18 protein-coding genes are annotated in these 23,073 nt (G+C 43.8%); 7 read left to right on the top strand and 11 right to left on the bottom strand.

The window, feature by feature from the left end; translation table 11 throughout:
• Positions 1-717: 717 nt before the first annotated feature.
• The 4 genes from AAEY99_RS09185 to AAEY99_RS09200 all read right to left on the bottom strand — a co-directional run bounded on the left by AAEY99_RS09185 (position 718) and on the right by AAEY99_RS09200 (position 4,452).
• Entirely contained in the window at positions 718-2,175 is a 1,458-nt protein-coding gene (locus AAEY99_RS09185; RefSeq protein ID WP_351010206.1) for a sensor histidine kinase, read from the bottom strand.
• Positions 2,175-2,909 carry a response regulator transcription factor gene (locus AAEY99_RS09190; RefSeq protein WP_162022223.1) on the bottom strand — a complete coding sequence of 245 codons (735 nt, stop codon included), beginning with the start codon at positions 2,907-2,909 and terminating at the stop codon, positions 2,175-2,177. Before AAEY99_RS09190 ends, AAEY99_RS09185 begins: the two co-directional genes overlap by 1 nt.
• A 110-nt stretch (positions 2,910-3,019) precedes the next feature.
• Positions 3,020-3,739: a spondin domain-containing protein gene (locus tag AAEY99_RS09195; protein ID WP_192115394.1), complete on the bottom strand. Its 720-nt coding sequence runs from the start codon at positions 3,737-3,739 to the stop codon at positions 3,020-3,022.
• Between the two features lie 11 nt (positions 3,740-3,750).
• Entirely contained in the window at positions 3,751-4,452 is a 702-nt protein-coding gene (locus AAEY99_RS09200; protein WP_351010208.1) for a spondin domain-containing protein, read from the bottom strand.
• Positions 4,453-4,593: 141 nt separating this feature from the next.
• Between AAEY99_RS09200 and AAEY99_RS09205 the strand changes: the two genes are divergently transcribed.
• Together AAEY99_RS09205 and AAEY99_RS09210 are read left to right on the top strand one after the other, a co-directional pair.
• Entirely contained in the window at positions 4,594-5,151 is a 558-nt protein-coding gene (locus tag AAEY99_RS09205) for a GNAT family N-acetyltransferase (RefSeq protein ID WP_351010210.1), read from the top strand.
• Between the two features lie 39 nt (positions 5,152-5,190).
• The gene (locus tag AAEY99_RS09210; protein WP_351010212.1) at positions 5,191-6,531 is read left to right on the top strand and encodes an NAD(P)/FAD-dependent oxidoreductase; all 1,341 of its coding nucleotides are present in this window, start codon (positions 5,191-5,193) and stop codon (positions 6,529-6,531) included.
• 34 nt (positions 6,532-6,565) lie between these two features.
• On the opposite strand, the gene nhaC is transcribed toward AAEY99_RS09210, so the two are convergent.
• From nhaC to purH, 4 genes are all read right to left on the bottom strand, one after another.
• Positions 6,566-8,065 (bottom strand): Na+/H+ antiporter NhaC, encoded by a 1,500-nt coding sequence (gene nhaC, locus AAEY99_RS09215; RefSeq protein ID WP_351010214.1) that lies wholly within the window; start codon positions 8,063-8,065, stop codon positions 6,566-6,568.
• Between the two features lie 359 nt (positions 8,066-8,424).
• On the bottom strand, positions 8,425-8,643 hold the full coding sequence (locus tag AAEY99_RS09220) for a hypothetical protein (RefSeq protein WP_192115397.1): 219 nt from the start codon (positions 8,641-8,643) through the stop codon (positions 8,425-8,427).
• Positions 8,644-8,899: 256 nt separating this feature from the next.
• Positions 8,900-10,201 (bottom strand): phosphoribosylamine--glycine ligase, encoded by a 1,302-nt coding sequence (gene purD / locus AAEY99_RS09225; RefSeq protein WP_162022229.1) that lies wholly within the window; start codon positions 10,199-10,201, stop codon positions 8,900-8,902.
• Positions 10,202-10,420: 219 nt separating this feature from the next.
• Complete coding sequence (gene purH, locus AAEY99_RS09230; protein ID WP_162022230.1) at positions 10,421-12,010, bottom strand: bifunctional phosphoribosylaminoimidazolecarboxamide formyltransferase/IMP cyclohydrolase; 1,590 nt, start codon at positions 12,008-12,010, stop codon at positions 10,421-10,423.
• 307 nt (positions 12,011-12,317) lie between these two features.
• Here purH and zntR point away from each other — a divergent pair, with 307 nt between their 5' ends.
• Together zntR and AAEY99_RS09240 are read left to right on the top strand one after the other, a co-directional pair.
• Positions 12,318-12,779 (top strand): Zn(2+)-responsive transcriptional regulator, encoded by a 462-nt coding sequence (zntR, locus tag AAEY99_RS09235; protein WP_351010217.1) that lies wholly within the window; start codon positions 12,318-12,320, stop codon positions 12,777-12,779.
• 2 nt (positions 12,780-12,781) lie between these two features.
• Positions 12,782-14,308: an SO_0444 family Cu/Zn efflux transporter gene (locus tag AAEY99_RS09240; RefSeq protein WP_162022232.1), complete on the top strand. Its 1,527-nt coding sequence runs from the start codon at positions 12,782-12,784 to the stop codon at positions 14,306-14,308.
• Between the two features lie 196 nt (positions 14,309-14,504).
• On the opposite strand, the gene AAEY99_RS09245 is transcribed toward AAEY99_RS09240, so the two are convergent.
• On the bottom strand, positions 14,505-15,311 hold the full coding sequence (locus AAEY99_RS09245; RefSeq protein WP_162022233.1) for a S1/P1 nuclease: 807 nt from the start codon (positions 15,309-15,311) through the stop codon (positions 14,505-14,507).
• A 286-nt stretch (positions 15,312-15,597) separates the two neighbouring features.
• On the opposite strand from AAEY99_RS09245, the gene AAEY99_RS09250 reads away from it, so the two are divergent.
• Positions 15,598-18,771 carry a TonB-dependent receptor gene (locus tag AAEY99_RS09250; RefSeq protein WP_351010219.1) on the top strand — a complete coding sequence of 1,058 codons (3,174 nt, stop codon included), beginning with the start codon at positions 15,598-15,600 and terminating at the stop codon, positions 18,769-18,771.
• 142 nt (positions 18,772-18,913) lie between these two features.
• Here AAEY99_RS09250 and AAEY99_RS09255 read toward each other — a convergent pair whose 3' ends face one another.
• Both AAEY99_RS09255 and AAEY99_RS09260 read right to left on the bottom strand, forming a co-directional pair.
• On the bottom strand, positions 18,914-19,036 hold the full coding sequence (locus AAEY99_RS09255) for a hypothetical protein (RefSeq protein ID WP_011635985.1): 123 nt from the start codon (positions 19,034-19,036) through the stop codon (positions 18,914-18,916).
• Between the two features lie 270 nt (positions 19,037-19,306).
• Positions 19,307-20,245: a LysR family transcriptional regulator gene (locus AAEY99_RS09260; RefSeq protein WP_101086231.1), complete on the bottom strand. Its 939-nt coding sequence runs from the start codon at positions 20,243-20,245 to the stop codon at positions 19,307-19,309.
• A 96-nt stretch (positions 20,246-20,341) separates the two neighbouring features.
• Between AAEY99_RS09260 and AAEY99_RS09265 the strand changes: the two genes are divergently transcribed.
• Complete coding sequence (locus tag AAEY99_RS09265) at positions 20,342-21,436, top strand: HlyD family secretion protein (protein WP_351010221.1); 1,095 nt, start codon at positions 20,342-20,344, stop codon at positions 21,434-21,436.
• A gap of 46 nt (positions 21,437-21,482) precedes the next feature.
• Entirely contained in the window at positions 21,483-23,069 is a 1,587-nt protein-coding gene (locus tag AAEY99_RS09270; RefSeq protein WP_192115782.1) for a DHA2 family efflux MFS transporter permease subunit, read from the top strand.
• The last annotated feature ends 4 nt before the right edge of the window (positions 23,070-23,073 follow it).

Here is a 23,073-nt window from a genome sequence, read left to right on the forward strand (position 1 = left end):
GTTGCGGGGCGGCTGGGAGTTCCAAGAGGGAACAGCCGTTGGTTTCCTCTTGGTCTGGTGTGGGCGAAGCGCCACGAAGTTAGTGGCCGCAGGCCATAACCTAAACAAGCTTTGGGGCATAAACGTGTTGGTATATTGACGTTAAAAGGGACCAATTCAACTCTGAACTTAAGGCCGTTGAAGAAAATAGCGTGAAGCTCACATGGCCTTTCTCGCACATCCATGTGCTACAAGGCATTCAGGCATCCTGCCTATCAGATGTGAGCTTAGCTTTCGCGGTACAGGATGTACCATCGGAAGCGTTAGCATTTTCACTCTTTATTAATAAGATGGGCCGAGGCAAGATTCAAAAGAGGCCAAAAGCTGGATCTATTTCCGTCGCAATTTTTTCGCTGCTGTTGTTTGGTTAAATAGCGAAAATGTTGCCGGAACGGCAGGGGTGATCCAAGAGGGGATTGCTGTTGATCCCCTTTTGGCGCGTGCAGGGTGGAACCTTGCGATGTTAATCTGGTGTGGGCGACGCGCCACGACGTTAGTGGCCGCAGGCCATGTTTTTAACTCACAGTAGCTCTAATTTTTGTTAGGACTTAGTTCTAATTCTTCTGTTTAGATATAATTGATTTTGTTTACTTTGAAGCTTAATGATAAACAAACCTGAGTCAGTACCAATTGAAGATACGATGAAATCGCTGATTATTTGCGATTCAAAAAATGAGATTAACTCTGCGTTACAAGCTCTATCTTAAATTCGCTGCCTACGCCTGGTTGGCTGTCTATTTCAATTCTGCATTTCAATAAGCCCAATAACTGCCTGACGATGGCGAGTCCGACGCCGAGTTGTGGCAGACTTTGATTCGCTTCAAACGACAATGTCGTCATCGACAATTGTTTAAGGGCATCAACTTCATGCTTGTGCATGCCTGCACCTGTGTCACGCACGGTTAACCATTGTTGGCCATTGTGTTGTGCGTTGATGATTTGTATCTTGCCACCTGCGGGAGTGTAGCGCAGGGCGTTATCGACCAAGTTGTTGAGTATGCGGCGCATTAGTGCAGGGTCGGTATAGATTTGGCTGGCATGGTTGATGTCAAAATCTAATTGAACCCCGAGCTTTTTTGCTCGAGGAGTAAAGGTTTGTTCAATATCACTAAGCAGTTCGCTTAGGTTGACTTGTTGTAGTTGCGCATCGATTTGGCCATTTTCGAGGGCGGCCAATTCTAATAACTGTGCCAGTAGCTGTTGTAAGGTTTGGCCTGAGTTTGCAGCATATTGGATTAGCGCCTCGTCCCGTTCGTGCTCGGGTAATATCAACCAAGTATCGATATAACCTAACAATGCGGTAAGTGGGGTTTTTAAGTCATGTGATAAATGCAGTAAAAAGTCGTGTTTGGCCTGTTGTTGGCGTTTCACTTGCTGTTGCTGCAATTGGATTTCTTGCAATAAATGATTGATATGATGGCTGAGCTGGCTTATTTCTAAGCTGCCACGATAGCGCTGGGGGAGCATCAGTTTGTCTGACATCGGGGTGTTTTTAAGTTCGGTTAAGTCTTGAGCGAGCTTTTGGATTGGGCGGGTAAAATAGCGCAATAAAATCACGAATAGCACTAAAGCAAAAATGATCCAAAAACCGATTGTAGCGCCCCAGATTTTAGGTTGGTTTTCGGCATTAATAAGTGCTTGCCAGCTGTCGTAATCTTCACCGCCAATGATCACATACAAATAACCACTGTGCAGTCCATCTTCGGTGATGAGTTTACTAGCGGAAAAAATCTTGTGGGTATCTTCGCTGCGCGGATCTGTGCCAAGCACTGGGAGGTTGTCGCCATTTAAAAACTGCTGAATGATTGTGGTATCGACTCGATGAGTTTTAATTTTTTCTTCTTTGGCGTCATAAGCAATCACTTTGCCATCTGGATCTAAGGTGTAAATTTCAAAGCTTGGCCCTAACAGCATAAAGTCGTGAAAGGCTTCTTTAAGCGCGGCGTCTGACGTGATCCCTTGCGATAACAAAGGGTTGATATGTGCCATGTGTTCAGCAAGTTGTAGGTGCAGTGATTGCTGAATTTGATTACGGCTGAATTCATGGTTAAGTTGCAACCATTGCCATAACGCCACAAACAGTAATAACACGATGATTGTGGATGCTAAAAACAACCGATTAAATAAGCGATTCATTAGTTGGTTTGCACCTCTGGTGGTGAAAATTTGTAGCCTACGCCCCACACTGTTTTGACAAGATCATGTTCAGGTGAGCACAAAGAAAGCTTGTTACGTAAACGGTTGATGTGACTGTTTACTGTGTGCTCATAGCCGTCGTAGTTATAGCCCCATACTGCTTCTAACAGTTGCATGCGGCTAAAGACTTGTTGCGGGTGTTTGGCTAAAAATAGCAGTAAATCAAATTCGCGGGCGGTGAGGGTTAACGCTTTATTAAACGCGGTAACTTCACGGGTGCTGGAGTTAATGGTTACGCTGTTAAATTCAATTTGTTGGGTTTGTTCATGTTGTGCTTTGCCGCGTCTTAATAGTGCTTTTACCCGTGCGCGCAGCTCTAATACGCTAAAGGGTTTGACGAGGTAATCATCTGCCCCTGCTTCAAGGCCCAGTACCACATCTGCTTCTGAATCTTTGGCGGTTAATAGCATCAACGGGACTTCCTTACCGTCTTGGCGTAGTTGCTCACACAACATAATGCCATCACCATCGGGGAGCATGCGGTCCATTAATATGAGGTCGAGCTTTTTATGCTCGATTATGTGCATGGCTTGCTTCAAGGTGGTGGCGTGGTCGACGCTGTAGTTGAGTGCTTTGAGGTTAAGTATGATTAACTTAGCCAAGTCTTGTTCGTCTTCTACTAACAAAATATGTTGCGGACAAACATGGCCATTATGTTTCGCGTTTCCATTCATGGTGACTTCCTCAAAGCAAATCCAGTAATTGCATTAATACTTAGACCCGCTTTGAGGAGAATAAATTTCAATCGGGTTGAAATTCATTCAGTCGATACGACCGATTAAGATTATTCAGTACGCATAATAGTGACAGCTAACACCGGGTTATCAAAACGATGCGATGCACCCAGTACTGAATCAGCTAAGCCATCGTACATTGAAATAACACCCGGATGAATATGCACAAAGTCGACATCATCACGGCTAGCGTTAAAACCTTCGCCGCCATCAGCAGGTCCTGGCATAGTACCTTTGGCTTCGCTGTTGGCTTCAGTGCCAGCATCATAAGCCATAAACTTCATCGCGGTTGTTGCATCCACTTCCATTCCGGCAATGGTGTAACTGTTAATACCGGTAAAAGCATCGTTAGTGTTAACCAACATGGTGGCCAAACTAATGCTAGCTACGTCGGCTTCATCTAAGGTCAAGGTCAATGTTTCTGACATACCAGGCATTAATAAGCCTGTGCCGTTAACGCTGCTATTGATCACGCTTAGTGCAGCTATGTCGGCAGTATCACCACCTTCAGCCATTTTCTCAAGTGCTTCGCTGGCCATTTCACCGGCGTTCCATAACATGGTATCACTAGCATGAGAGGCTAAGATAACGGGCGACATTGGTTGGTTAGCCGTCAAGTTAGTCACGGTTACCGTGAAGGTTTGCATCACTGGAGCTGGTGGGGTAACAACAACGGTATCGTCATCGTCATCACCACAGGCAGTAAGCAGTGTTGCAGCAGCCAGCATGGCGATTAAGCTGGGCTTAAGGGTAAAGTCAGTGCGTTTCATGGGCTACCTCCTTATTTTACTGTCACCACAACTTTGGCTACAGGGTTCAACCAGCGATGTACGCGACTGTCTAAGTCACTCATACCACCAGCAGGGTCCATGTCACCTAAAACACCAGGGTGAGTATGCACATTGCTGTTGTCAGAATTGTCCATCACGCCAGTGCCATTAGCTCCGCCGTTACCACCAGGGGCTGCCGGAATACCCGGTACGCCAGACATGCCGCCGCCATTAATGATTTCATCATTGGCTTCTGTGCCTGCATCATATGCATTGACGTACATAGTATACGTGCCTGCTTCTGTAGGGATTTCCCAAGCGTCTAAGCCCATAAAGGCATCATTAGTGGGTAACACCATCGCTACGATAGATAAATGGGTGTTGTCGCCAGTATCAAGCATTACTCCACTTACATTGGCACCCGCAGCAAGCAAACCCATTGCCGGATTTGCTGATGTTACGCCTGCATTACCGGTTACAGCTGTATCTAAGTCGGCAATGTCACCGCCTTCAGCCATTTTTTGTAACGCTGCAGAAGCTTCGGTACCGACTTGAAACAGGTGGCTGTCAGCGTCGTGGGCTGCGATCAAAATAGGGGTGAAGTGATTTCCGTGAGTTAAGTTTGTCACGCTAACTTCAATATCAGCAGCGAAAGTTGGAAGGCTGAATAATCCAGCAGCCATAAGACTTGCAGTCACTAGTGTACGTTTCATAACCGAGCTCCTTTGTTTAATTGCAACCAGTATGAACAATGGATCTCACCTACTTATCGCCAAATTATCACAAAAGATTAACATCGTTAACTTGACGATAATAACGTGTGATAAAGTGAGTTCAAACCAACAAAAATAATAATGATTATGATTAGACAACTGACTCCCGCTGACTTTGATGCAGTGATAACCCTAGGTGAAATAGTCCACGGCAGTGGTTATATGGACATTGAAGAACTCACAGCGATTTATCACAAAGGCATTAAAAATGGCATTAATGCCAACTTTGTCGCGCTTGAAAATGAACAACTTATTGGCTTTCGGTTAACGTATGCCGCGGGACAATGGCTGCAAGATCAATGGTGCACTGTCGATCAGTGGGGCGTTGATTTTAACGATGTGTGTTATTTCAAATCAAACACTATTGCTGAATCTGGCCGAGGGCAAGGGCTAGGGGGAAAATTATTAGCTGCCTCTAAAGCTGCGGTTATTGCCCAAGGGGCTAAGGCGGGGGTGAGTCATTTATGGCAGCAAAGCCCTAATAATGCTGCGGTGCGATATTTTACTAAGGCGGGTGGTAAGTTAATTAAACAGCATCCGCAGCGCTGGCATCAACGTTATATGGGTGATGATTATATTTGCGTATTATGCGGTGAAGATTGCCACTGTGTTGCCTGTGAAATGCTGTTGTTATTTTAATGTCTGCTCTCTAAATCAATAATAAAAAAGAAGACCAATATGTACGATCCGCTGATTAACTCGCATCCTAATAATCAAACGTTTGCCCCTAGCTATTGGGCAAGCACTCAAGCCTTACTCGCACCAGCTGCTGCATTGTCTGGCCGCCAACAAACCGATGTGGCTATTGTGGGTGGTGGCTACACAGGCTTATTAACAGCCTATTATTTGGCAACCAAATTCAATATAGATTGCCATGTGTTAGAGGCCAATCAAGTCGGTTTTGGTGCCAGTGCGCGCAATGCTGGGTTTGTGTTAAAAGGATCGGGGCGTTTAGGGTACGCCGCCATGACTGAGCGTTGGGACTTAGCAACGACCAAGGGCATATACGATGAATTTACCCAAGCCGTGGCTAGAGTCGATGGGTTAATTAAACAACATAATATCGCCTGTGAACCGCAAGAAGCTGGCTACTTAAAGGTGGCGCATAATCCTAAAGCCTTAGTCACGCTGCAAAATGCCGCTAATTATATTCAACAACACTTAGCCAGTAGCCAAGACTCGGGCGCCGAGTTTATTTCAAGCCAAGATTTTCGATCCCAGTATTTAGATCATCATCAAGCTTTTGGTGCGCTGCGTTTAAAAGACGGTTTTGGTCTTAATCCGCTTAAATTGTTATTAGGTTATAAGGACATGGTGCAAGCTCAAGGCGTGACTATTTCTGAGCAATCTTGCGTATTAGAGTGGATTGAAGAGGGCGGTAAACATCGTTTAATTACCGATAAAGGTGAGCTGATTGCCAATAAAGTCATTATGGCGGGCAATGCTTATACGCCTAAACGGTTTAACCCGCGCATAGACGATAAGTTTTTGCCGATATTAAGCAATGTGATTGTCACCGAGCCGCTTACCGCTCAAGAGCTTGCACAGGCAGGTTTGCATACTCATCAAGTGACCATGGACACCCGTATTTTAAAATACTATTACCGTTTATTACCCGACAACCGTTTATTGTTTGGTGGCCGCGGCGCGGTGTGGGGCAAAGATGCTGCAAACCCTGTTTACGGTGAGCGTTTAAAAATGGCGCTCAATAAGTGCTTTCCAAGCTTAACCAATAAAGCCGTGGCCTATAATTGGACCGGGTGGATTGCTGCTGCCATGGATGACATGCCCCATGTGTACAGTAAAGGTGGCGTGGGTTACAGCTTAGGATATTGCGGTGCTGGAGTGTCTTTTAGTAGCCAAGCTGCGTATCGCTTAGCACAAAGTATTGCCGGTGAAACCTTACCCAATTTGCCTTTGTATCAGCAACCCTTGCCTAAATTCCCCTTCACCCAAGCAAGACGGCTTGGGCAATGGGGTTATTATCATTATGGTTGGTTAAAAGACCGTTTTGGTTAATCGCCCATTTCTAGGTTAATAGACGACTTTTTAGTTAACCAACGACTTCGCCAGTGCTGATCCTAGTTTCGTCTAATGGCTCAATTTTGAAATTGAAATAAGCATAAGATGCACTGATAAACGGACAGACTAAGTTAAAGAAGGCGTAGGGCAAGTAAGCGATAGTGGCTACGCCAAGTGTACTGGCCATAAAGGCACCACAGGTATTCCAGGGTACTAACGGACTGGTTACGGTTGCTGAGTCTTCTAGCGCGCGGCTTAAATTAACAGCTGCTAATTTACGGCGGGTGTATTCCACCTTTAACATTCTGCCTGGCAGTACTATGGCAATGTATTGATCGGCAGTAATAATGTTCGCGCCAATACACACGCCCAGGGTGGTAATAATCAAGCTGGCCGTGCCGGTGACGACGGTAAGAATACTTTCTAAAATACGGTTTAATAATCCGGTGACTTCCATCACGCCGCCAAAGGCCATCGCACAAAGAATAAGCCAAACGGTCGTTACCATGCTACTCATGCCACCACGGCTTAATAAATTATCTAATACTTCATCGCCTGTGTTGGCGACATAGCCGTCAAACATGGCTATCCATAAACCTTTCACTAGCGCGACCATTGGCAATAATGTGTCGTCGTGTACAAAGGCAATCACGTTATCAAACTGAAATAATGCTGCGCACACCGCGCCAGCTAACGTACCTAATATGACCGTTGGAAACGCTGGCATTTTGCGGTTAGCTAAATACAACACCACTAATAACGGGATCAATAAATGTATTCCTGGGCTGTAGGTCTTATCCAATAAAGCCAAGGTATCTGCGAGTTGGTTTTCTATCGGCACCGCATCTGCTGTAAGGCCTAAAAAAGTAAACCCAATGAGGGCGATGATAATGCTGGGTACAGTGGTCCATGTCATGTGGCGGATATGGCTGAAAATATCAGTACCCGCAACCGCAGGGGCAAGGTTTGTTGTATCAGACATTGGTGACATTTTGTCGCCAAAATACGCGCCACTAATAATAGCGCCGGCAGTAATGTTAACGTCTAGCCCCATTGCTGACGAAATACCCACTAAGGCAATACCTAAGGTGCCTGCAACGGTCCACGAGCTACCAATACTCAGTGCAACCACCGCACACAACAAACAGCAGGCAGTATAAAAGTAGTCTGGGTTAAGGATTTGCATACCATAATAAATCATCGTCGGCACTGTACCGGCTAAAATCCACGTACCAATCAGTGAACCCACACTAAATAAAATTAATAATGCGCCCGTCGCAACCCCAATACTTTTGACGATACCGCGTTCCATTTGATTCCAGCTATAGCCATTTTTATAACCGATGATCATTGCAATACATGCCGCTAACACTAATGCGATTTGATTGGCGCCTGATGAGCTATCCGATGAAAACAGATAAACCGCTGCCGCGAGCATAAGAATAAGGGCAAAAACGGGGATTAGTGCATCAAGTAAGCTGGGTTGCTTGTGCTCCGATGAAGACGGTTTGAACGACGCCGATTGAGACATACTACTTCCTTTGTTGTTATTATTTTTGACCAATATCTCATTCGTGTGAGTTGGCTAAGTGTTATTATAATAAGTTAGTAACTTATTTGTAACAGAAGCACATCCTGACATAAAAATGCCTGTTAAGTCGAACATTGTTAGGCTTGAGTAATAATTTATAGATGGGCAGATTGCTGCAGCTTTTGAGTAGTATGCTTGGTTAATTACTTTGCGTGGTTATATATGTCAAATAGGTCGGTTAATGTGAATAAATAGCCGCTGAGGATATCTGGTGGGACCAGAAGTATCCTCATGAAAACGTGCAGATTTGATAGATTTAGATACACAGTTTATGGCTATTAATGGCAATATTAAGCAAGTTATTTATTCAAATGTTTTAAGATGGCATTTTCGGCATCAGTTTTAGTGGCTTCACCTTCAGTAATATCAATTTTTTCTAGGGCTTTATGGCCTGTCATATCTTCTGCAATATGTAACCAATCTGGATGCCAATAGAAAGAGTTGCCCGAGAAGGTATTCCAATTATGCACGCCTGATTTTTCACCTTGATAAATTAGGTCGCTGGTATTAACTCTCATTTAATCCTCCAATAATCATTACGAGTACGTTAGCTAAAGTGCAGGAGTTTGAATAACAGCAAAGGTAATCACACTCCCTTTCAGTTACTAGCTTGCGCCTTGAACAGAGTCGTTTTTGTGATCTAAATCATAAAAATTGCGGATTATGGATAATGTAAACAGTAATTAATCTTCAGCATTACAAGCAGATATAAAAAATCCCTGTGATGTTGTTGCCATCACAGGGATTTTTCAACGAACTAAACCCAATGTACTATTAGCTTTTAGCTTGTTCACGAGCAATAGCGCGATAAGCAATATCAGTACGGAAGTACACGTCATCCCAATGAATGGCATCTACTAATGCATAAGCTGATTGCTGTGCTTCAGTCACTGTGTTGCCTAATGCGGTGGCGCACAATACGCGGCCGCCGTTAGTGACAACATGGCCGTCTTTCATGCTAGTACCCGCATGGAACACTTTACCGTTAGTGTCGCCAAGGGTTAAGCCGTCAATAACGTCGCCTTTGTTGTACGCGTCAGGATAACCACCTGCAGCCATGACGACTCCGACAGCTGCACGAGGATCAAATTCTGCAGTGACTTTATCTAACTCACCACGAGTCGCAGCTAAGCAAAGCTCAACAATATCTGACTGCAAGCGCATCATAATTGGTTGGGTTTCAGGATCACCAAAACGGCAGTTGTATTCAAGCACTTTGGCGCTACCGTCTGGTGAAATCATCAGGCCTGCGTATAAAAATCCAGTATAAACATTACCTTCAGCTGCCATACCATCAACCGTTGGGCGAATAACATTGGCGATAGTCCAGTCGTGTACTGCTTGTGTTACCACAGGAGCTGGTGAGTATGCACCCATTCCGCCGGTGTTAGGACCTTGGTCAGCATTGTCACGAGCTTTATGGTCTTGGCTGGTGGCCATAGCAAGAATGTTTTTGCCGTCTACCATCACGATAAAGCTGGCTTCTTCGCCTTTTAAAAACTCTTCAATCACTACGCGTGAACCGGCATCACCAAACTTATTGCCCGCTAGCATGTCATCAATGGCTGCATCGGCTTCTGCCTGGTCTGCTGCGATGATTACACCTTTACCCGCTGCTAAGCCATCGGCTTTAATCACGACAGGGAAACCCGTTTTAGCGGTTAATATTGCCGCATAAGCTTTAGCCGGTGCAATCTCAGTGAAGTTTGAGTAGTCAGCAGTAGGAATGTTGTGGCGCGCTAAAAAGTCTTTAGTAAAAGCTTTTGAAGATTCAAGCTGTGCCGCGCCTTTGGTTGGGCCAAAAATGGCTAAACCAGCTGCATTAAAGGCATCAACTACGCCTAGCGATAATGGCACTTCTGGGCCGACGATGGTTATCGCTATGGCGTTATCTTTGGCAAAGGCGACAAGTGCGTCAATTTGTTCGACATCAATAGCAACGTTTTCTAACTTAGGTTCTAAAGACGTACCAGCATTACCGGGTGCAACAAACACTTTTGTTACTTGAGCAGACTGAGCCGCTTTCCAAGCTAGAGCATGTTCACGACCGCCACCACCAATTATAAGTACCTGCATCTTTAATCCTTTTGTAGCTGCGCTATGTTCTCTATTTCTGCTTCAAGCATGCTCACTTATACTTATAAGCTGCGCGTGCTTTCATTGAACTAGAAAAAATAGCTATGCTCTAATTCTTTTAAACAAAATTTAAAAAGTATCGCTTGTTATCTATTTTTGCAAAAGCATTTAGCAAAAGCATGATTGATAAGCGATACCCATATTTGATATTAGCGTTTATTAGTGGCGGAAGTGACGCATGCCAGTAAACACCATTGCCATACCGTGCTCGTCTGCTGCGGCGATGATTTCTTCATCGCGAATTGAACCGCCCGGTTGAATGATGCAGCTAATACCTGCAGCTGCAGCGGCGTCGATACCATCACGGAATGGGAAGAAAGCGTCAGATGCCATTACTGAATTTTCAACCACTAGGCCTTCATCGGCAGCTTTTATTCCCGCTATTTTAGCTGAATATACGCGGCTCATTTGGCCAGCACCGACACCGATAGTCATGCCGTCTTTGGCGTAAACAATGGCGTTAGATTTAACAAACTTAGCCACTTTCCAGCAGAACATTAAGTCTTTTAACTGTTCAGCCGTTGGTTGACGCTTAGACACGACTTTAACGTCTTCTAGGTTCACCATGCCTTGATCGCGATCTTGTATTAACAAGCCACCATTAACGCGTTTGTAATCAAGTGAAGTTGTTTTTGTATTCCACTCACCACATTCTAGTAAACGCACGTTTGCTTTAGCGGCAATGATGGCGCGTGCGGCTTGGCTCACTTTAGGGGCAATGATGACTTCAACAAACTGGCGGTCAACAATGGCTTGCGCCGTTTGTGCATCTAACTCTTGGTTAAAGGCAATGATGCCCCCAAACGCTGATGTTGGGTCGGTTTTAAATGCGCGGTCGTAAGCTTCTAATAAGTTAGCGCCTAATGCCACACCGCAAGGGTTGGCGTGCTTAACGATAACGCAGGCAGGGCCTTCAAATTCTTTAACGCATTCAAGTGCTGAATCTGTGTCGGCGATATTGTTGTAAGACAACGCCTTACCTTGTAGCTGAATCGCGCTGGCAACAGACGCTTCATCAATTTGCGTGTCGACATAAAACGCCGCTTTTTGGTGGCTGTTTTCACCGTAACGTAAGTCTTGTTTTTTGACAAACTGACTGTTGAAAGTACGTGGGAACGTTGAATCGTCATGACATTCGTCGTTACTGTGCGCAGGCACCATAGTACCGAAGTAGTTGGCGATCATGCCGTCATAAGCAGCGGTATGTTCAAAGGCTGCAATGGCTAAGTCAAAACGCGTTTCTAAGGTGGTGCTGCCGTTGTTGGCTTGCATTTCTGCAATCACGCGGCTGTAATCTTTTGAATTAACCACAATCGTAGTGTCTTTGTGGTTTTTAGCGGTTGAACGCACCATCGTTGGGCCGCCGATGTCGATGTTCTCAACAGCATCCGCTAAGGTGCAGCCTGGTTTGGCAACGGTTTCAGCAAATGGATACAAGTTAACCGCAACCAAATCGATTGGCTTAATGGCGTTTTGTTCCATGACGATTTCGTCAATGCCGCGGCGAGCAAGAATGCCACCGTGAATTTTTGGGTGCAGGGTTTTAACACGACCATCCATAATTTCTGGGTGACCCGTGTAGTCAGACACTTCCATTACCGGGATATTATTGTCTGCAAGTAACTTTGCAGTACCGCCCGTAGACAAGAGTTCAACACCTTGTGCATGCAGCGCTTGTGCAAACTCAAGGATTCCAGTTTTATCTGATACGCTTAATAGCGCGCGACGAATTGGTCTGACATTATTCATGTAGGTACAGGTCCGCTAGTTTGATTTTAAGGAGCTTTAGTAAAACAGAGTCAATTAAAGTCTGCTTTACCAAAGTCCCTCATAGTGTTTTTTAGATTGCTTAACACCGTCGAGGCTTACTGTGTTGTGATCAGGCGGGCGTATTTTATCGTAAACCGCTTCTATTGGGTGTTTTTTCTGTGTGATTTCACAATATTGAAATAAGAACAAAGGTACGCAAAAATAATCACCCAACAACCCTTGACCTTAGATTAAACTCCAAGGTTTATACTCAGGTAAAATTCAGATGACGATGGTGAATTAACATATGTATCGAATAGGCGAACTTTCAGCCTTGTATGACATCAAAGCTGACACATTACGATTTTACGAAAAACATGGTTTGCTGTCGCCATCAAGCCGATCTGATGCCGGATATCGGTTGTATAACCACAGCGACTCCGAACGACTTAAATTTATTTTACGTGCCAAAGCGGTGGGTTTCTCACTTAAGGATATCGACGATTTGCTATCTATTGAGGTTGATAAGTCTAATCGAGCCTGTGCCGATGTTAAAGGTTTAGTCGATACTAAGCTTGAGCAAGTAGAAACGAAATTAGCTGAGCTACAACATTTTGCGACATCGCTAAAAAGTTTATCAAATACCTGTTGTGGTGGCCCAGATAGCGCCGAGCATTGCTCGATACTCGAAGCGTTAGAGTCGTCAGACAAGCATATTATTGCTAAAAAAGAACATCATCATTTTGCTAATTTGGGTCATAAGGATTAAGTATGTTATTGACCAATTTCCTTCATTTATTTTTAGAGTCTGCCCCTTGGTTGTTATTGGGCTTAGTGCTGGCAGGTTTGTTAAAAGTATTTGTGCCGATGGCATGGATGCAAAAGCAACTCGGCGGTCATGGAATGAAAACGGTGGTGAAGGCGGCATTATTAGGTGCGCCTTTACCTTTGTGTTCGTGTGGCGTTATTCCGGCAGCAGTAGGTTTGCGTCGAGCTGGCGCCTCAAAAGCCGCGACAACCTCTTTTTTAGTGTCTACCCCAGAAACTGGCGTTGACTCAATTACCGTATCCTATGTTTTACTCGGGCCTTTTATGGCGATTGTGCGCCCGATTGCGGCGATTACCAGTGCGATAGTGGCGGGTTTATTAGTGGGCCGAGATGACGATGATGGTATTCCTGCGTCAGCATCTACTAAAGTAAAAACAGCCACTGATTCATCAGCGAGTGCCAAGCCGGTATCATGCTGCGCAGCTAAATCAACTGCTAGCTCAGACGCCAGCTCTGAAGCGACATCAACATGTAAAACAACTGCTGGTACAATGCAAAATGCTAGCGTAAAAATGACTGCGATTAAGTCGGAACCCGTTAAGCATGAGTCTGTATTAAGCCCGATGACGCCAGCGCGTACATTTTCAGCTAATACTACAGAAGCAAAGCAGAGTTGTTGTGGCAGTAAAACTGCAGATAAACCAATTGAATCTACATCCTCAGCGTGTTGCAGTACTACATTAAAAGACGATGTAAAAGACGATGTAAAAGATGAGACAAAAGCTAAAACGGTTGCATCAAGCTGTTGCAGTAGCAAACCTGAGGTGCAAGCTGAAGTGGCAGCAACAAGCAGTTGTTGCGCCTCGAAATCGCTAAGCCAGGTACCAAGTGAAAGTAGTGATGAAGCCAGTTGCTGCGCATCGACTCAAGATATGGCAACAGAGTTGAAACACAACAGTGTATTTAGCCGTGTGTTATCGGGTTTGCATTACGCCGCCACAGATTTAGTCAAAGACACCACCTTGTGGTTATTAGTCGGGTTATTTTTTGCCGCCATCGTGCAGACTTATGTGCCGGCTGACTTTTTGGTTAAGTGGGGTGATGGCATTCTGGCGATGTTAGTGATGGTCCTCGTGTCGATCCCAATGTATATCTGCGCCACCGCTTCAACCCCCATTGCTGCAGGATTGCTATTAGCTGGAGTATCACCAGGTGCTGTACTAGTCTTTATGATGGCAGGCCCTGCGACCAACATTGCAACTTTAGGTGTGGTAACTAAAGAGCTAGGTAAGCGTGCATTATATGGCTATCTAGGTGGTGTTATCGGTGTGGCGTTAGTATTTGGTGTATTGGTCAATTATCTAGTTGATACCTTTGGTTTTGAAGTGATGCCGCAGATTGGTGAAGAGCATGCCTTATTACCTCAAGGTGTAGTGGCGGTTTCTGGTATCGTGCTAGCGGTGTTAATGGCCAAAGTATTGTGGGACATGATCCCAAAAGGCAATAAAGAGAAAGGTTGTTGCTCGTAATAAGTTAAACCAAATGTTAACCATAGCGAGTTAACTAAAGCGTGTTAGCTAAAGCTTGTTAACCATCGCGAATTAAGCACATAAAAAGCCAGTGATAAATATCACTGGCTTTTTATTAGGCTAAAACATTATTAATTCACAATATAGTGTCAGTCGAAACGAGTACTGGTAAGCAATAACTCTAGTCAGAAAAGTGCTAGTTAAAAATAGCGTTGAGTTTTTCAGCCAATCTAATGCCAGCTTGCTGCAATCGCTGCTCGATAATGGGTTTATGGGTAAATACATAGTTAAAACGTAAATCGTCTTCACCTTGATAATTCTGTTCGAGCTGGTAAGCCCTTTGCCTTAATGCTTTCGACTCATCAGCCCATTGATAATAGCTTTGACCACTCCACATTTTGCGTTGTTGTTCGCTAATACGCGTTAAAAAATCACTGTACTCTGTAAAGCTTAACTGCTGCTGTTCAATTAGTTTGCTGTCCCACACAGTATGCAAATTTGTGTGCTCACCAAACCACTTGAGTTTAATTGTATTCCCACCTTTATCATGGCTGTGACCCACATGTAGTGGTTGATGAATGTCGCCGACAAAATGTACGTAAAATGCCAATGCTTGCCATTTCTCTTGTTGGCTGGCTTTAGGGTTTACTAATATTTTTTCAAATCGTTGCAAACTTTCGATGATATCGCCATCAGCATTGCGCTTAACCGTTTTCCACGACTCATCGTCTTCAATTGAAATGTAATGCCATGGCGCAGCGCGATCCCAAGTATTGTCGGAGCGGATTTCATCAGCCCAAGTTGACATTTGCGCTAAGCTTTCGCCACCTGTCAGTTGGTTTATTTTCTGTTGAGCTGTCGGGGATAAATTGGCTTGCGCGATTTGGCCTACAATTCTGTGGCCTAATTGACCAAATGCTTTGGCAGGTAGGCTGAACGTTAAGGTGAACAATACACTGCCCACTAGCAATAACATGTTATTCAGTAAAACAGACGATTTCATAAAACTTCCAATTCATTGTTGTTAAGGCAATAACAGCGTCTTTAATGTGCCAGCGTATGAAATTATTGTTACGTGACACAGACTTGAGTCGCGACTATATAGCAACAATATGACATTTATGTGTTACTCCAAAGTTGTTTTGCGGTTAATTTTTTCGTTTAAAAATGACATTAAAATGCAACATATCGTCCTTAGACTTCGCCCTGAAGTTTTTGCTCTATTGATTTACTAAGCCCGATAAACGGGTAACTAAACATTAAAATATAAAAATATTCAGGGGTTTGAAATGTTGCTTAATCATAAAATCAGTCGTCTCGCGCTCGCGACATGTTTTGCTATGGGAATTGCTTTACCTGCAATGGCGGCAGATACCGCATCTGATATTCGTGGTCAGATTATAGGTCCTGCTGGTAATGCTGTTACTGATGCAAAAATTACTATTATCCATCAGCCTACCGGTACCGTTACCGAAGTTCCTGTTTCTGCTAATGGGCAATTTACTGCCCGCGGTTTACGTGTCGGTGGTCCTTACATTATTAAAGTCGATTCTGATGTGTTTGCTGACACAGTTGAAGACAATGTCTACTTAGGATTAGGCGAAACATTCCGTTTTAACCGCACACTAGAAGCCACTTTTACGATGGAGCGTGTTGGTGTCGTTGGCAGTGCAAGCTTTCATCGCAGCGCCGGCGGTAACAGTGACTTTGGTGAGCAAGATATCGCTAACGCACCCGGTATTAGCCGTGATTTAAAAGATGTGTTGCGCCAAAACCCAATGGCTGTTGTGGGTACCGACGGTATTTCAATGAGCGTGGCGGGCATGAACCCACGTTTTAACACTTTTGTGGTAGACGGTATTTCTCAAAACGATGATTTTGGACTTAATTCAAATGGCTACCCAACTCAGCGTTCACCTATTTCTATCGATGCCGTGGAGAGTGTAGCGCTTAACGTATCGCCTTACTCTGCTCGTAGTGGTGGTTTTACCGGCGCACAAATTAATGCAGTAACTAAGTCGGGCACCAATGATTTATCCGGGACTGTTTTTTGGGAAACCACCAACGACAGCATGGCGGGTGATGGTAAAGACCAGGACTCTGGTGACACCTTAACCCAAGATTTTGAAGAGACCACATTCGGCGGCACGGTTGGTTTTCCTCTGATTAAAGACACTTTGTTTTTCTTTGGCTCATATGAAAACTTTGATGCACCAACGTCGGCAGAGTGGGGGCCAAAGGGCGCTGGTTTTGCCAATGAGTCAGATGTGACCTCAGAAGATCTAATTCGAATAGAACAAATTGCTCAGTCTATATATGGTCTTGATAGCATTGGCGGTTACACCACCTCACCACAAGAAAAAGATGAAAAAATCTTAGCTAAAGTGGATTGGAATATTAACGACCAACACCGTGCCAGTTTTACTTATCAATCGACCATAGGTAATGTAACCAACAACATGTCATCAGGTGATTCGTTATTAAAATTATCAAGCACTTGGTATGACAAAGAAGAAACTTTAGAAACCTACGCCGCCAACTTATACAGCGATTGGACTGACGATTTTAGTACTGAAATCAAAATCGCTTACAAAGATACCACTACTAAATCGAAAACCATTGATGATTTAGGCATAGGTATGGTGTCGGTACAAACCTTCGAAAAGTCAGGTGACAAAGTCATTTTTGGCACTGACAGTTCTCGCCAAGCAAATGAATTAAATAACCAAAATCTTGAGCTACGTTTTGTGGGTGATTATTACTTAGGCGACCACGATATTGGCTTTGGTGCTCAGTACAATAGCGTTGAAATATTCAACTTATTTGCTCAAGATGTGTTGGGCAATTGGGAGTTTGATTCTATTGATAACTTAGCGGCAGGCGCCGTCGATAGTTTCCGTTATCAAAATGCGGCTTCGGGTAATCCAAATGATGTGAGTGCCAGTTTTAACATGGACACCTTGGCATTATTTGTTGAAGACTCATGGGATATTACGGCCGATTTAGAGCTCACGTTCGGTATGCGTTATGAAACCATTAGCATGTCAGATACTCCAGCCATTAATGAAAACTTTGTTAATCGATATGGGTTTGCTAACAACGAAACCTTAGATGGCCAAGATATTTGGTTACCTCGTGTAGGGCTTAAATACCTATTAAGTGATGATGTGACCTTATACGGTGGTGTAGGCCGTTACAGTGGTGGCTCACCATCTGTTTGGATTTCAAATAGCTTTTCAAATGATGGCAACAGCTTATTAAGCTATAACGAAGGTTGGAACCCAGTATGGGGCACTCCAGATTTTGGCAATGTTCCAGCAGATGCTCAAGCGGGTTTAGTGGGTGGCGACGGTAATGTTAATGCCATCGACCCTAACTTTGAGTTACCTTCAGACTGGCGTGCAAGTATTGGTTTTGACAGTACGTGGGATTTAGGTGCCTTAGGTGATAATTGGTTTGTGGGTGGTGAATTTTTATACATTCAAAAAGAAAACGACTTAGCATGGGTTGATTTAGCCCGTCGCCAAGTGAAAACCGATGCCACTGGCCGTGTGGTTTATGAAACCTGGGACCCATTAGCAAATAATGGTGCTGGTGGTAATACCGAGCGTTATGACCTCATGTTAACCAATGCTGAAGATGATGGCTCCAGTAAGACGTTAAGTTTGTCGATTGCCAAAGAGTGGGATATGGGCCTTAGCATGCGTGCAGGTTATGCTTATAACTCAGTTGAAGAAGGCAACCAAGGCTCGTCGTCTACTGCAACGTCTAACTATCAATATACCCCAGTACAATATGATCGTAATGGCACCACTATGGGCACTGGCTATTATGAAACACCGCATCGCTTCACCTTTAGCTTGGGTTATGACGTAGAGTTTGTTGCAGGCTACAACTCTAGCTTTAACTTATTCTACGAAGCGCGTGAAGGTAACCCATTAACGTGGACACTAGGTTCATATCGTGATGGCAATTTAGGTGACCAAAGCAAGTTTGCTGGCGCATCATATTATCTACCTTACATTCCAACAGGTGCTGATGATGCTAATGTTGAGTATGCTGGTGGATTAACTTATGAGGAGTTTAAAGCGGCAATTGATGAAATAGGTTTAGGCCAATATGCCGGTGGTATAGCACCAAAAGGCACCGACAACCAACCATGGATACATCAGCTAGACTTCCGCTTTACGCAAGAATTACCAGGGTTTACTGACGAGCATAAAGGTATTTTATACTTCGATATCAAAAACGTACTTAACCTAGTTAATGAAGATTGGGGCGTGGTTGAATACCAAAGCTTTAACAGCGCTAAGTTGGTTGATCATGACTACAATGCGGCGACGGGAGTTTATACTTATTCTGTTCCATTTGGCCAAGATGGTATTGAGACTAACAATTACGATACTTATGACATCAACAAATCAGCTTGGCAGCTTAAAGTGGGCGTGAAGTACAAGTTCTAATACTTTGTTAAGTAGAGTGCTGGTGCTGTATCTAGAGTGCTAATCAATAGGTTCCAAACAAAAATACCGAGCAATTAGCTCGGTATTTTTATGTGCTCAATATGGTTACATCAAGCTATTTATCCGCTAAACGACGTATAAATTATTTGATTTTACTGGCAAAATTTTCAGGTGAATTTTTCGACTGCTTAACCGCACGTTTCTCTTTTAAAGATAATGCCGGCTTTTTCTTCGCTTCTTTTGAATTATTACGTTCTTTGCTCATTTGTATGACTCCTAGCACGCATAATGCGTAACTAATAAATGGTAATTTTTGTTGTTAGTATCGAAGGTGCTAATGAATCAGCCACTTAATACTTACTTAGCCTTTGAACAATTTACTGAACCAAACTTATCATTGATATTGCGAATTAATGATGTGCGAGAACTTACCTCTATGATCTAAATTAATCACCTTATTAAGTTGATACTAGCACCTAGTCAGTTAAAAATATCTATTTATTCTATAGATTATTTTGTGCTTAAAAACTCATCTTTAATTATGATTGCTTTGTTGGACAAAATCGGGGATCTCAAGTACACCTTCGCCCCAATGCTCAAACAAGGCGGCGTATAAAAACTCTACAAACACTCGGTATTTACGGGGTAAATATACGCGCTGTGGAAAACTCAGGGTGACCTTGGTTTGCATCATTGGAAAGTCTTCTAATATCGGTATCAGTTGCTTACTGTCGATGGCTTCTTGTGCAATAAAAACCGGTACCGCAGTAATGCCTAAACCTTCAATAGCAGCCTCTCGGGCAAAGGTGACATTATTGACTTTTAGCTGTGCAGGGGGATCGAGATCAAGCCATTGGCTGCCATCAAAAATACGCCAGCCACCATCAATGTGGGCCGACTGTAACTTAATTGCGGTGTGGAACATTAAATCTTGCGGTATTTGTGGTGTGCCATGACGCTTAAGGTAATTTGGACTTGCCATTAACAACCGGCTAGCGGTGACTAACGAGTAACTTTGCAGCTTAGGATCACGTTGTTCGGTAATTTGAAATAGAAAATCGACCCCTTCTTCAATCACATCAATTTTACGGTTAGTCAGTTCTGCATCGATGGTGATATTAGGGTAAGCCGCCAGAAACCGCGCAAGAATACGACCTAAAAATAATTGTCCTAGCTCGATAGGGCAAATCACTTTTAAATTGCCTTTGATGTCTTGCTGGCTCGCACTGAGAAGATCTTCGGCATTTTGTAAATCTTGTAGAATTTTACTAATGCGATGGTAATAACTTGAACCCGCTTCAGTGAGTTTCAATGACCTTGTGGTGCGAAACAGTAATTGCACACCGGCATCGGCTTCTAGATCTGCGATTTTACGACTCACAGTGGCTTTGGTTATTCCCAGTGCTCTGGCTGCACCGGTAAAACTACCTTGTTCTACGACTTGCGAGAATATTTGAACGCGATTGAGATCCATATTGTTACACCTGTGAAACAGTGGGTTGAATTTTTACTATCTAATAAACTTAAGGAAACAGTAGTAAACTAGAGCAGAATAAATTAGGAGTCAAATATGTCTATCAATAAGCGGTTAGTGTTAGTGCCAGGTATTATCGTTGTGTTAGTTGTTGCAGGCGTTTATTGGTGGTCACAAGTTCGATATATCGAGTCAACGGACAATGCGTATGTTGAGGCTGATATTTCCAATATCAGTGTAAAAGTTCCCGGCTATATTGTGCAATCTGCTGTGGTTGATAATCAACACGTCAACAAAGGTGAACTGCTGGCTCAATTGGAAGACAGCCAATTTGTTGCCAAGCTGGCTCAAAGCAAAGCTGTGTTAGCGAGTACCCAAGCAAACTTGCAAACTCTAGCGGCAAAGGTTGATTTACAACAGGCATTAATTAATCAAGCGAAGGCTACCGTTGTGGCTTCACAGTCAGAGCAGTTAATTGCGCAACAACAATTGAAGCGTTCACAGAAATTAAAAATCAGTAATTACAGTTCACAAAATGATGTTGACCAACTTCAGGCAGGTTTCGATTCAGCATCGGCTCATGTCGATGAGGCGCAAGCCGCATTAGTGGCTAAACAGCGTGAATTGTCGGTATTTAATGCGCAATTATTACAAGTACAAGCGGATGTCGATCAGGCAATGGCCAGTGTCGAGTTGGCTAATATTCAATTGGTGGATACACGTGTTACTGCACCTTTTGCAGGGATTATAGGTAAGCGTGGTGCAATGGTGGGCCAGTATGTTCAACCAGGGCAAGCATTGTTTAGCTTAGTGCCAGATGCACAAGTGTGGATTACGGCTAACTTTAAAGAAACTCAAATTGAGCACATGCAAGCCGGACAAGCCGTTAAGGTGAGTTTAGATGCTTATCCTGATGATGTGTTTAGCGGATTTATCGACAGTTTAGCACCTGCATCGGGTTCTAAATTTAGCTTGTTACCCGCAGAGAATGCGACCGGTAACTTTACCAAAATTGTTCAACGTATTCCGGTGCGTATTCGTCTTGAACGTGATCAACCCTCATCTGCTATTGGGCGTATTTTACCAGGATTAAGCGCTGTGGTTGAAGTCGATACAGAGTCTGTAACCCAATCTCACGAACTCGCTAAGGCAACAGCTGGTCAAGCAATGTCTGTGACTGCAGGGCATTAATATGAGCCAGTCAGCCATTGAGGCAGATGTATCACCAGTCGGCCCTATGAGTACTGTGAGTGATAAACCGACGGGGTATCAGCGCGGTAGCAAACGTTCTTGGATAGCTGTTGCGGGCGGCTTAATCGGTGCCTTTATGGCTATTTTGGATATTCAAATCACCAATGCGTCGATGAAAGAAATTCAAGGTAGTTTAGGCGCCACTTTAGAAGAAGGCAGTTGGATTGCTACCGCTTATTTAGTGGCTGAAATGATTGCCATTCCTTTATCTGGTTGGTTAAGTACTGGGTTATCGACTCGCCGTTATTTACTGTGGACTACCGCTGCCTTTATTGTGGCCTCTATATTGTGCTCAATGTCTTGGAACCTTGAGTCAATGATCGCTTTTCGTGCCTTGCAGGGATTTTTTGGCGGGGCATTAATTCCGTTAGCATTTCGATTAATTCTTGAGTTTTTACCCGACAATAAACGCGCCATGGGTATGGCTCTGTTTGGGGTAACCGCAACATTTGCCCCTTCCATTGGACCGACGCTAGGTGGTTGGCTAACCGAACAGTTTAGCTGGCATTATTTATTCTATATCAATGTTCCACCAGGCTTATTAGTGATGGCGATGTTGGCTTATGGTTTAGAGCGCAAACCAATCATTTGGGATAAGTTAAAAGACGCTGATTATTCAGGCATTGTCACCATGGCGTTGGGTATGGGCTGTTTAGAAGTTGTGCTAGAAGAGGGCAACCGTAAAGACTGGTTTGGCTCTGATCTTATTCGTAACCTCGCCATTGTTGCCGCGATCAATATCAGCTTGTTTATTTGGATCCAGTTACGTAAAGCTCAGCCATTAGTGAATATTCGTCTGCTTGCTCAGCGAGACTTTGCCTTATCTACGGTGGCGTATTTCTTACTGGGGATGGCCCTATTTGGGGCGATTTATATGATCCCGCTGTATTTATCACAAATTCATGATTATACCCCGTTAGAAATCGGTGAAGTGATTATGTGGATGGGCTTTCCGCAGTTGCTGGTACTGCCATTAGTGCCTAAATTAATGCAGAAGTTTGATCCGCGATATTTGGCTGCACTTGGGTTTGCTTTATTTGCGACCAGTTATTATATGAATAGCCATATGACCATGGATTACGCTGGCGATCAAATGATTGCTTCGCAAATAGTACGAGCGTTAGGACAGCCGTTTATTTTAGTGCCTATTGGTATTTTGGCGACAATGCATCTTCAAGCACATGAAAATGCCTCTGCATCGACAGTGCTCAATGTGATGCGTAATTTAGGTGGGGCTTTTGGTATCGCGCTGGTGGCAACGTTAACCGATAATTTGGCTCGAGTTCATTTGGCCCATATTAAAGAGACGTTGCCAGCAGTCAGTGCCCAAGCTTATAACTATATTCAGCATACCAGTTCGATACTGCAAATTGCGGGTTCTGATGCGGTGAGTGCTAACTCACAGGCCTATGCTTTACTTGCTAAAAACATGTCACAGCAGGCATATATTCAAGCCTATAATGATGTGTTTCTTATCATGGCATGTTTTCTATTGATTGCAGTTGTTGCGGTTTTATTGATCCGTAAACCCGTGGCGAAAAGTGATTCAGATCAGCCTAATGAAATGCATTAATCAT

Origin of the sequence: Shewanella sp. S1-58-MNA-CIBAN-0166 (genome assembly GCF_040310085.1) — a bacterium.
In the GTDB taxonomy this organism is placed as follows: domain Bacteria; phylum Pseudomonadota; class Gammaproteobacteria; order Enterobacterales; family Shewanellaceae; genus Shewanella.

What these genes read in the sequence shown, in the direction of transcription:
- AAEY99_RS09185 (WP_351010206.1), bottom strand. Translation starts at nt 2,175, where the DNA reads ATGAATCGCTTATTTAATCGGTTGTTTTTAGCATCCACAATCATCGTG.
- AAEY99_RS09190 (WP_162022223.1), bottom strand. Translation starts at nt 2,909, where the DNA reads ATGAATGGAAACGCGAAACATAATGGCCATGTTTGTCCGCAACATATT.
- AAEY99_RS09195 (WP_192115394.1), bottom strand. Translation starts at nt 3,739, where the DNA reads ATGAAACGCACTGACTTTACCCTTAAGCCCAGCTTAATCGCCATGCTG.
- AAEY99_RS09200 (WP_351010208.1), bottom strand. Translation starts at nt 4,452, where the DNA reads ATGAAACGTACACTAGTGACTGCAAGTCTTATGGCTGCTGGATTATTC.
- AAEY99_RS09205 (WP_351010210.1), top strand. Translation starts at nt 4,594, where the DNA reads ATGATTATGATTAGACAACTGACTCCCGCTGACTTTGATGCAGTGATA.
- AAEY99_RS09210 (WP_351010212.1), top strand. Translation starts at nt 5,191, where the DNA reads ATGTACGATCCGCTGATTAACTCGCATCCTAATAATCAAACGTTTGCC.
- nhaC (WP_351010214.1), bottom strand. Translation starts at nt 8,065, where the DNA reads ATGTCTCAATCGGCGTCGTTCAAACCGTCTTCATCGGAGCACAAGCAA.
- AAEY99_RS09220 (WP_192115397.1), bottom strand. Translation starts at nt 8,643, where the DNA reads ATGAGAGTTAATACCAGCGACCTAATTTATCAAGGTGAAAAATCAGGC.
- purD (WP_162022229.1), bottom strand. Translation starts at nt 10,201, where the DNA reads ATGCAGGTACTTATAATTGGTGGTGGCGGTCGTGAACATGCTCTAGCT.
- purH (WP_162022230.1), bottom strand. Translation starts at nt 12,010, where the DNA reads ATGAATAATGTCAGACCAATTCGTCGCGCGCTATTAAGCGTATCAGAT.
- zntR (WP_351010217.1), top strand. Translation starts at nt 12,318, where the DNA reads ATGTATCGAATAGGCGAACTTTCAGCCTTGTATGACATCAAAGCTGAC.
- AAEY99_RS09240 (WP_162022232.1), top strand. Translation starts at nt 12,782, where the DNA reads ATGTTATTGACCAATTTCCTTCATTTATTTTTAGAGTCTGCCCCTTGG.
- AAEY99_RS09245 (WP_162022233.1), bottom strand. Translation starts at nt 15,311, where the DNA reads ATGAAATCGTCTGTTTTACTGAATAACATGTTATTGCTAGTGGGCAGT.
- AAEY99_RS09250 (WP_351010219.1), top strand. Translation starts at nt 15,598, where the DNA reads ATGTTGCTTAATCATAAAATCAGTCGTCTCGCGCTCGCGACATGTTTT.
- AAEY99_RS09255 (WP_011635985.1), bottom strand. Translation starts at nt 19,036, where the DNA reads ATGAGCAAAGAACGTAATAATTCAAAAGAAGCGAAGAAAAAGCCGGCA.
- AAEY99_RS09260 (WP_101086231.1), bottom strand. Translation starts at nt 20,245, where the DNA reads ATGGATCTCAATCGCGTTCAAATATTCTCGCAAGTCGTAGAACAAGGT.
- AAEY99_RS09265 (WP_351010221.1), top strand. Translation starts at nt 20,342, where the DNA reads ATGTCTATCAATAAGCGGTTAGTGTTAGTGCCAGGTATTATCGTTGTG.
- AAEY99_RS09270 (WP_192115782.1), top strand. Translation starts at nt 21,483, where the DNA reads ATGAGTACTGTGAGTGATAAACCGACGGGGTATCAGCGCGGTAGCAAA.